Source organism: Pseudomonas sp. K5002, from assembly GCF_013386655.1.
Taxonomy (GTDB): domain Bacteria; phylum Pseudomonadota; class Gammaproteobacteria; order Pseudomonadales; family Pseudomonadaceae; genus Aquipseudomonas.
Genome location: NZ_JACARK010000150.1, coordinates 1 through 8932, shown reverse-complemented (window position 1 = coordinate 8932; position 8932 = coordinate 1). Strand labels below are relative to the sequence as shown.

Sequence of the window (8932 nt, the reverse complement as noted above, 5' to 3'; positions counted from 1 at the left end):
GCAAGCCACCCCAGGTGAGGATGCGGATGGTGCCGCGGGGCACCGTGCGCCAGCGGCGCAGCAGCAGGATCGCCGGGGCCACCGTCAGCAGGCGTGACAACAGGATTGCCACGGCCAGCAAACTGGCGGCCAACACGTGCAGCCAGTTGAACGGCAACAGCAGCAGTTCCATGCCGATCAGCGCAAACAGCAGGGCGTTTAGCATGTCATCGAGCAGTTCCCAGAAACCGTCCAGGTAGCGCCGGGTCATGTCGTTCATCGCCAGCTTGCGGCCGAGGTTGCCGATGATCAGGCCCGCCACCACCATCGCAATCGGTGCCGAGACGTGCAGTTCAGTGGCCATCGCCGAGCCGCCGATCACCAGGGCCAGGGTCAGCATCACTTCGATCTGATACTGCTCGATGCTCTTGATCATCAGGTACACGATGTAGCCGATCAGCCCGCCAAACACCACGCCGCCAATCGCCTCATGGGCAAACAGCATGGCCGTGGCGCCGACCGTAGGCGTCTCGCCCAGTTGCGCGATGCCCAGCAACACGGTGAACACCACCACCGCCGTGCCGTCGTTGAACAGCGATTCGCCGACGATGGTGGTTTTCAGTGGTTTCGACGCATTGGCGGTCCGCAGCACACCGAGCACTGCAATCGGGTCGGTGGGGGAAATCAGCGCGCCGAACAGCAGGCAGTACAGGAAACTCACGTGCCAGCCGAACAGGGCAAAGATGTAGAAGGCCAGGCTGCCGATCACCATCGTGGCAATCAATACGCCGAAGGTGGCAAGCAGGCCGATGGGCCAGCGGTAGCTGCGCAGGTCGCTCAGGTTGACGTGCAAGGCGCCGGCGAACAGCAGGAACGAGAGCATCCAGTTCATCAGCAGGTCGCCGAAGTCGATCTGGCCGATCAACTGCTGGATGCGCTCTTCAAGGCCGGGGTAGCCGATAAAGCTCAAGCCTTGCAGCAGCAGGGAAAACATCAGTGCCGTGACCATCACACCGATGGTGGGCGGCAGGCCGATGAAGCGGTAGTTCACATACGTGAGCAGGGTGGTGAGGCAAATAAACGCAGCGACAAGTTCAAGCATCCGGGGTCCTTGGATGGAGGAGTGAGTAGAGATCATATGTGGGAGCTGTCGAGCCCCAGCGAGGCTGCGATGGCATTACCTGGGTGAGGCTGCAAGACCGCAGCGCCTGTATCGCAGCCTCGCTAAAGCTCGACAGCTCCCACACAGAACACATTTATCAGTTGGCTACGTTGACCGCAGCAAGGCGACGACGTTGCAGGTCGATGAACAAAAGTGCCGCCACCACCATCCCGCCGATCCAGGCACCGAGCGGCAGGCGAGGATCTCCTTCGGTAATCGTGACGCTCTGATCAGGCATACGCAGGCCGACGCCCGGATCGGCGAAGATCGGGCAGCAGCAAAAATTTATTGGTCCAGGTCTTTGCGCAACTGAGTGCGGCGTGGTCGGCTTTAGTATAAACAGGTGCTGAAATATGGCGAATCAATTCCGCTTTTTATGACTGGGGAGTCACCGTGATTGCAACAGCTCTGGTACTGGTAGCGGCGTTGTTGCATGCGACGTGGAACACCTTGATCAAATTCAGCGGCGAGCGCCTGTTGGTCATCGCGTGCATGGACACGGTGGCGTTGCTGTTTGTGGTGCTGGCGGTGGGGTTTGTATCGTTTCCGCCACTGGAAATCTGGCCGTGGATCATCGCCTCGGCGTTGTTTGAATTGCTCTACCGCTACCTGCTGATCCAGGCCTATCGCGTGGGTGACCTGGGCTTGGTGTACCCATTGATGCGCGGCTTGTCGCCTTTGGTGGTGCTGGCGCTGACGCTGGTGTTTGCCGGTGAGGTGCTCAGTACCCAGCAGATTCTCGGCATTCTGCTGATCCCGTTCGGCATGCTGTGCCTGTTGTGGCAGGGCGGCGGTGGCGACCGGTTGCCCTGGTCGATGCTGCCGGTGGTGGCGTTGATCGGCTTGTGTATCGGTTGCTACACCTTCCTCGATGGCCAGGCATTGCGCCGTTGGTCACACCCGCTGGACTACCTGGTGTGGCTGACGCTGATAAGCGCATGGCCGTTTCCGTTGCTGGCGATGGTGCGCAAACGGGCAGCGTTCGGGCTGTTCTGGCGCACGCAGTGGAGGCTGGGGCTTAGTGTCGGGTTGTGCGTGTTGTTGAGCTACGCTCTGGTGCTTTGGGCCATGCAGTTGGGCTCGATTGCCGAAGCCGCTGCGCTGCGGGAAGTCAGCGTGATCCTGGTGGTGCTGTTCGGCATGCGTTACCTGAAAGAACCTTTCGGCCGCCCACGGCTCATAGCCTGTGGGTTGGTGCTGATCGGCATGTTCGTGATGAAACTCTAACCGTCGGATAAAACTAAAAAAGGAATGGGTTATGACAGTCGCTTTCTGGTGTGTGTTGATCGCAATTTTTCTGCCGTACCTGTGCACGGGCGTGGCCAAGTTCAGCGGCGGCAAGTTCGGGCCCCGGCAGAACCATGACCCGCGGGCGTTCCTCGACACCCTCGAGGGGTTTGCCAAGCGCGCCCACAGTGCGCAACTCAACAGCTTTGAAGTGACCCCGGCGTTTGCGGCGGCGGTGATCATTGCCCATCTGGCTGGCGTTGCGTCGCTGGTGACGATCAACGTCCTGGCGGTGCTGTTCATCACCAGCCGGTTGCTCTACATCATCTGCTACCTGGCGGACTGGGCGATGCTGCGGTCGGTGGTGTGGGCGGTAGGGATGGCGTTGATTGCGAGCTTCTTCTTCGTCTCGATCTGAAGCCTGACACTGTTCAAGTGTGGGAGCGGGCTTGCTCGCGAATGCGGTGAGTCAGTCACCGGATGTATCGACTGATCCACCGCATTCGCGAGCAAGCCCGCTCCCACACAAGCCCGCTCCCACATAGACCTTGGTGTTCTTCAGGTGCCTGTCGGCACATCCGGCACTTTTGGCAACGCTGCGCCTTTGGGCCATAGCATCCAGATCTGGCCCTGCTGCTTCATGTTGCCCGCCAACTCACCAGCGGCATCACCGGTTCCCCAGAACAGGTCGGCCCGCACTTCGCCGGTAATTGCACCACCGGTATCCTGCGCAGCCACCGGGCGGGCAATCGGCGCACCATCCGGTCGGGTAGTCGACAGCCACAACAGGCTGCCCAGCGGAATCACCTTGCGATCCACCGCAACGCTATACCCCGCAGTCAGCGGCACGTTCAGCGAGCCACGCGGGCCTTCGTTGCTGTCGGGGCGGGCACTGAAGAACACGTAGCTGGGGTTGCTTGCCAGCAATTCAGGAATACGCTGCGGATGCGCCTTGGCCCAGGCCGCGATGGCGCCCATGGTCACGTCTTCTTTTTTCAGCTCGCCCTGCTCCACCAGCCAGCGGCCGATGGGGCGGTACGGGTAACCGTTCTGGTCGCCGTAACCCACCCGCAATTGGCGGCCGTCGGCCAGTTGGATACGACCCGAACCCTGGATCTGCAGGAATTGCAGGTCCATCGGGTTGGTCAGCCAGGCGATGGGCTTGGCGGTGGAGCCTTGGTGGTTGATGGTGCTGGCGTCGTCATAGGGTTTGAGTACCCGGCCTTCCAGGCGACCGCGCAGGCGCTTGCCCTTGAGCTCCGGGTAGATGCTTTCCAGGTTGACGATGATCAGGTCATCCGGCACGCCGAACACCGGTACATGGGCGGTGGCGGTTTCGGTGAGGCTGCCGGGGTAAACCGGTTCGTAGTAGCCGGTGATCAGGCCGTTGGGGCTGTTGTCTGCCGAGCGCAGGCCGTAGACGTCGAGGTTGGCCTTGAGGAAGTCACGAATCGCCACTGCGGTCGACGGCACGGTGGCCGATGCCGCACACGTCGCGCCCCATACCGGGTCAGCCTTGAGGCGTTGACAGGCACTGCGCCAGGATTCGAAGCCGGCTTGCAGGTCGCTGTCCGACACGGCCGGCAGGTTTTCCCAGGTGGTGCCGACGTAGGTAGCAATGGCGTGGGGCTTGGCTTTTTCGTCCTTGCCGGTGTCGCAACCGGCCAGCAGCGCGATCATTGGCAGGGCCCACACGAGGCGGCGCCAAGGCTTAAAACGGGTATTCATACACAAAATTCCTGAAGCGATTGCTCGTATCGGCTGGCGTTCGAGCAACCCTTATTATTAATGGGGGTATTGGTCTTTGCGGGCGGGGCGAGGATACTGGCCGCCGTTTCCCGTGACCTTGAGCCATCATGACTTTTAAAAGACTGACCGTTGTATTGCTGGCCTGCCTGACACTGTCCGCCTGCGGCGGGGTTGATCCGAATTCGCCCCTTGGCCAGCGCAAGGCCATTTTCAAGCAGATGCTCAAGACCGGCGAAGACCTGGGCGGCATGTTGCGTGGGCGCATTCCATTCGACGGCGGCAAATTTGCCGAAGGCGCGGTCAAGCTTGATGCGTTGTCCCACGAACCGTGGAAACATTTCCCGAGCGTGCGTGAAGAAGACCACACCAGCGCCAAGGACGACGTGTGGCAGCAGCAGGCACGTTTCCAGGAAATGGCTCGAAACCTTGAAACGGCCACCGGTGAACTGGTGATCGCCAGCCAGGTCCAGCCCTACAAGGCCAGCAACCTCGGGCCGGCGGTGCAGAAAGTCGAAGATGCCTGCACCGCGTGCCATAAACAGTTCCGCGATCACTGAGGCCGTCTTACTTGTCCAGTTCGTCCAGGGCTTCCTGCAAGTCCTTGCGTGACTGGGCCAGCTTGTCCTTACGCTTGTTGATCTTGTCGGAATCACCCTTCTTCATGGCCTTGTCGAGGTCAGCCTGACGGCGGCTGACTTCGTGCTTGGCGTCGAGCACCTTGTTTTCCCGCTCCTTTTTCAAGGAGGCATCGGTGCAGTTGGCGGTGACTTCACTCAAGGCTTTTTCCAGGCCGGCTTGTTGCTCACTGTTGCCGTGGGCCTTGGCTTGTTCGATCTGGGTGCTGATGGACTCGCGCTTGGCGGCGCAGCCTGTGAGTGGCGCAGCTTCCTCGGCTGCCAGCAATGGCGCGGACATAAGGGTAGCGACGGTCAACAGGGCAAAAGGTGCAAGAAATTTCATAAAGGCTCCAAGGCAAACAAGGTCGCAATCAGGTGGGCAGGATGAATTCTGCCGGCACCGGTTAATGCCGTCGGGCAGAGGTCAAAAACCATCTATCCCGGCAGCCCGTAATGTTTCACTCAAGGCCAGCACCTGCGGGTCGCGAAAAAAGGCGCTCAGTTGCGCCGCGCGACCCGGGCCTATGCCGTCTTCGGCCAGCCAGGCTTGAGTGTCTCTGGCGGCCAGGGTTTGCCAGCCGCCTTGTAGATTGTTGCGGGCCGTGGGCGGTACTCCCAGGGCCATCAGCCATTGCGCGAACGGTCGCTGCCGGGCGCTGCGCAAGCTGTCGAGTAAACGCGCACTGCTGCGTTCGCCGAAGCCATCAATGTTAGCAAGCTCTGCCTCATCCAGGGTTAACCAATCGAGCAGGCCGTCGATCAGGCCGGCCTGGATCAAGGTGTTCCAGGTTTCGCGGCCGATGTGTGGCAGGGCCAGGCCCTGGGCGCCGCTCAGCCAGGTCAGGCGCGCGAGCAGCTGTTCTTCGCAACCCGGGGCCAGTTGCCAGCAACTCAAGGGGTGGAAGTCCCTGGCCTGCGGGACCTGCAACTCGGCCCGTGGCTGGCTGCGCAGGATGACGCGGTCAAGGCGGGGGATGACGTGCCCGGCGAGGCTGATGGAGACCTGGTCGCCAGTACGGATATCCAGTTCCCGCCAGCGTTTCAGGGAACCGACACTGACCCGGCTGATCTTCCGGTCATCGAGCAGTACCGGTTCCAACTCCAGGATGGAGGTGATGCGCCCGGTGCGGCCAATCTTGAAGTGCACCTTGCGCACATGGGCCAATGCCTTGGCCACCGGGTACTTCCAGGCAACCGCCCAGTAGGGCGCGCTGACCCGCCAGCGCTCGGCCGGGGCCCGCTGGCCTTGATGCAATACCACGCCGTCGCTGGCGAAGGGCAGCGGGTGGCTGTACCAATAGCTGCGCCAGTGCGCCGCTTCGGTCATGTCCTTGATCGGGTGGCTGTAGCGCCCGCTGTCGGTGAAGCCCCATTGCGCCAGTTGGCTCAGCCGCTCGGAAAAGTCATCAGGGCCCTGGGGCCAGGCCCAGACAAACAGACCGATATTGGCGGCCTCGGCGTCGCTCAACTGCCGGCGATTCATCAGCCCGGCCACTTTGCCGCGGGCGCCGAGGCCACCTTTGGCAGCTTGCACATGGTCATTCAGTCGCCAATAGAGTTCGCCCTGCAACAACAGGTCAACGGGCTCGGGCAGTTGCTGCACGATCCCCGGAATCCGGCGGGCGGAGGCTGACCAATCCTGGCCCAGCCGGCCATCGCCGCGACTGATGACCCGGCTCAACCGGCCCTTGCGGTAAACCAGCGTGACGGCGACGCCATCGACCTTGGGCTGGATCCACACGTCCTGGCGAGTCCCCAGCCAGGTTTGCACGGCGTTATCGTCCAGCAGTTTTTCCAGGCCGGTGTGGGGCGTCGGGTGGGCGGTCGTGCCCCGCGAGCTGCCCAGCGGGTCGTCCGTGACTGGGGCGGAGGGAGTGAAACACCTGCGCCATTGGGCAAGGCGCTGGCTGGCCTGGTCATACAGCTCATCGCTGATCAATGACTGGCCGAGCCGGTGGTAGCTGTCATCCCACAAGCGGATTTGTTGCGCCAGGGTGCTGATCTGGGCCCGGGCGTGATCGGCCTCCCAGTCGGGGCACCCCTGCGACCACGCAGTGAGCGGCGAGAAGCTGAGTAAAAGGAAAAACAGCCAGCGCATAAGTGACGTCATCATGAGCATCCTTGCTCTGAAAAGGGCGCCCAGCCTAAGCCATCCCCGCGGGCATAAAAAAGCCCCGCAACCGCGAGGCTTTTTACCCGATGTTTCTGCTCGCTTGAACAGAACGCCGGGGCTTTGTGTACACCGTAGGACGATTACAGGCCGGCGGCAGTACGCAGGTCGTTGGCACGGTCGGTCTTTTCCCAGGTGAACGTAGTGAACGTGTCGTTGCCGACAGTCTTCTGCTCAGGGGTACGACCGAAGTGGCCGTAGGCCGCAGTTTCCTGGTACATCGGGTGCAGCAGGTCGAGCATGGTGGTGATTGCGTAAGGACGCAGGTCGAAGATCTCACGCACCAGCTTGACGATCTTGTCGTCGCTGATCTTGCCGGTACCGAAGGTGTTCAGCGAGATCGACGTAGGCTGGGCCACACCGATTGCGTAGGACACCTGAATCTCGCAACGCTCGGCCAGGCCGGCGGCCACGATGTTCTTGGCCACGTAACGACCGGCGTAGGCCGCCGAACGGTCAACCTTGGATGGATCCTTGCCGGAGAACGCGCCACCGCCGTGACGGGCCATGCCGCCGTAGCTGTCGACGATGATCTTGCGACCGGTCAGGCCGCAGTCGCCCACCGGGCCACCGATGATGAACTGGCCGGTCGGGTTGATGTGGAACTGGGTGTCCTTGGTCAGCAGTTCGGCAGGCAGCACGTGCTTGACGATCAGCTCCATGACGCCTTCGCGCAGGTCGGCGTAGGAAACGTCCGGGTTGTGCTGGGTCGACAGTACCACCGCGTCGATGGCGACGACTTTGCCGCCTTCATAACGGCAGGTCACCTGGGACTTGGCGTCCGGGCGCAGCCATGGCAATGCACCGGATTTACGGGCTTCGGCCTGGCGCTTCACCAACTGGTGGGAGAAGGTGATCGGTGCCGGCATCAGCACGTCGGTTTCGTTGCTGGCATAGCCGAACATCAGGCCCTGGTCGCCGGCGCCCTGATCTTCAGGCTTGGCACGGTCGACACCCTGGTTGATGTCAGGGGACTGCTTGCCGATGATGTTCATCACGCCGCAGGTCGCACCGTCGAAGCCGACGTCGGAGCTGTTGTAGCCGATGTCGATGATCACATCACGCACGATCTGCTCCAGGTCTACCCAGGCAGATGTGGTGACTTCGCCGGCGATGATCGCCACGCCCGTTTTCACCAGAGTCTCGCACGCCACTCGGGCGAACTTGTCTTCAGCGATGATGGCGTCCAGCACCGCGTCAGAGATCTGGTCGGCGATTTTGTCCGGATGCCCTTCAGACACGGACTCGGAGGTGAAAAGGGAGTATTCGCTCATCTCGATGTTTTCCTGATATTTACCGATGGTGAGTGTCGCCAGCCGGCCGCTGAAAATGGCGGACCTGAATCTGGAAACCATTACGTAAACCTACATAGAGGCTTTCCCCGGGAACGAGTCCCGCAGCGGTGGCCCAACGGGCCAGATCGTCCTGTTCAAAACCCAGCCAGAGATCACCGCAGGCTTCCCTGGCCCAACTCTGGTTGTGGCTGCATAAATCCGTGACCAACAGGCTGCCGCCTGGTTGCAGCAAATTTGCCATCTGCCTGAGGGCGTCTGCCGGGGCGGCGAAATGGTGCAGGACCATGTTCAGCACCACGCAATCGGCCCGCAGGCTGGTGTCATTCAGGGCGTCCGCCAACTGCAGGTGGACATTGCCCAGCGCTTCGCGCTCACACAATTGGCGGGCCAGCTCCAGCATCGCCGGGCTGTTGTCCAGCGCCGTGACCTGATGAAAGCGCCGCGCCAGCTCCGGCAGGAAGCCGCCATCACCCGGGCCCACTTCGACCGCCGTAGCCTCATCACTGAAGCTCAGCTTGTCCAAAAGTGCCAGCACGCTTTCGCGGTATTGCGCCAAGCCGGCGATCAGATCCTGCTGGGCGCGAAACTTCTCGGCTACCCGTGAGAAAAAGTCCTGGCTGGCGGCAGCACGTTGCCCGTGCACCTGGCTGATGCGCGACTGCACGTCAGCCGGCAGCGCCAGGCTGTCTATTTCTTCGAGCAGCGCGGCGTGCAGCTTGCCGCCCAGTTGCTC

General features: G+C 61.7%; 10 protein-coding genes. 3 read left to right on the top strand and 7 right to left on the bottom strand.

The features are described from left to right. Both HX846_RS08565 and HX846_RS08560 read right to left on the bottom strand, forming a co-directional pair. A partial coding sequence (locus HX846_RS08565; protein ID WP_178965253.1) for a sodium:proton antiporter occupies positions 1-1081 on the bottom strand: 1081 nt, incomplete at its 3' end. Positions 1082-1238: 157 nt separating this feature from the next. Continuing rightward, positions 1239-1379 (bottom strand): hypothetical protein, encoded by a 141-nt coding sequence (locus HX846_RS08560; protein ID WP_178965252.1) that lies wholly within the window; start codon positions 1377-1379, stop codon positions 1239-1241. A gap of 155 nt (positions 1380-1534) precedes the next feature. Here HX846_RS08560 and HX846_RS08555 point away from each other — a divergent pair, with 155 nt between their 5' ends. Both HX846_RS08555 and HX846_RS08550 read left to right on the top strand, forming a co-directional pair. After that, positions 1535-2368: an EamA family transporter gene (locus HX846_RS08555; RefSeq protein ID WP_063026578.1), complete on the top strand. Its 834-nt coding sequence runs from the start codon at positions 1535-1537 to the stop codon at positions 2366-2368. A gap of 31 nt (positions 2369-2399) precedes the next feature. After that, positions 2400-2786 carry an MAPEG family protein gene (locus HX846_RS08550; RefSeq protein WP_003216858.1) on the top strand — a complete coding sequence of 129 codons (387 nt, stop codon included), beginning with the start codon at positions 2400-2402 and terminating at the stop codon, positions 2784-2786. A 140-nt stretch (positions 2787-2926) separates the two neighbouring features. Here the strand turns inward: HX846_RS08550 and HX846_RS08545 are convergent, their stop codons facing one another. Beyond that, complete coding sequence (locus tag HX846_RS08545) at positions 2927-4096, bottom strand: murein transglycosylase A (protein WP_178965251.1); 1170 nt, start codon at positions 4094-4096, stop codon at positions 2927-2929. 128 nt (positions 4097-4224) lie between these two features. Between HX846_RS08545 and HX846_RS08540 the strand changes: the two genes are divergently transcribed. Next, positions 4225-4674, top strand: a complete 450-nt coding sequence (locus HX846_RS08540) for a cytochrome c (RefSeq protein WP_008434083.1) — start codon at positions 4225-4227, stop codon at positions 4672-4674. A gap of 7 nt (positions 4675-4681) precedes the next feature. Here the strand turns inward: HX846_RS08540 and HX846_RS08535 are convergent, their stop codons facing one another. The 4 genes from HX846_RS08535 to HX846_RS08520 all read right to left on the bottom strand — a co-directional run. Then, positions 4682-5077, bottom strand: a complete 396-nt coding sequence (locus HX846_RS08535) for a DUF1090 domain-containing protein (protein WP_008434082.1) — start codon at positions 5075-5077, stop codon at positions 4682-4684. Positions 5078-5158: 81 nt separating this feature from the next. Beyond that, positions 5159-6844, bottom strand: a complete 1686-nt coding sequence (ligB, locus tag HX846_RS08530) for an NAD-dependent DNA ligase LigB (protein ID WP_256739797.1) — start codon at positions 6842-6844, stop codon at positions 5159-5161. Between the two features lie 143 nt (positions 6845-6987). Further along, positions 6988-8178 (bottom strand): methionine adenosyltransferase, encoded by a 1191-nt coding sequence (metK, locus tag HX846_RS08525; RefSeq protein ID WP_003216863.1) that lies wholly within the window; start codon positions 8176-8178, stop codon positions 6988-6990. 19 nt (positions 8179-8197) lie between these two features. After that, a partial coding sequence (locus tag HX846_RS08520; RefSeq protein WP_178965250.1) for a class I SAM-dependent methyltransferase occupies positions 8198-8932 on the bottom strand: 735 nt, incomplete at its 5' end.

Excerpts from the sequence above, each read along its gene's own strand:
- HX846_RS08535 (WP_008434082.1), bottom strand. The coding sequence starts at position 5,077 with ATGAAATTTCTTGCACCTTTTGCCCTGTTGACCGTCGCTACCCTTATG.
- HX846_RS08550 (WP_003216858.1), top strand. The coding sequence starts at position 2,400 with ATGACAGTCGCTTTCTGGTGTGTGTTGATCGCAATTTTTCTGCCGTAC.
- HX846_RS08545 (WP_178965251.1), bottom strand. The coding sequence starts at position 4,096 with ATGAATACCCGTTTTAAGCCTTGGCGCCGCCTCGTGTGGGCCCTGCCA.
- ligB (WP_256739797.1), bottom strand. The coding sequence starts at position 6,844 with ATGACGTCACTTATGCGCTGGCTGTTTTTCCTTTTACTCAGCTTCTCG.
- metK (WP_003216863.1), bottom strand. The coding sequence starts at position 8,178 with ATGAGCGAATACTCCCTTTTCACCTCCGAGTCCGTGTCTGAAGGGCAT.
- HX846_RS08560 (WP_178965252.1), bottom strand. The coding sequence starts at position 1,379 with ATGCCTGATCAGAGCGTCACGATTACCGAAGGAGATCCTCGCCTGCCG.
- HX846_RS08540 (WP_008434083.1), top strand. The coding sequence starts at position 4,225 with ATGACTTTTAAAAGACTGACCGTTGTATTGCTGGCCTGCCTGACACTG.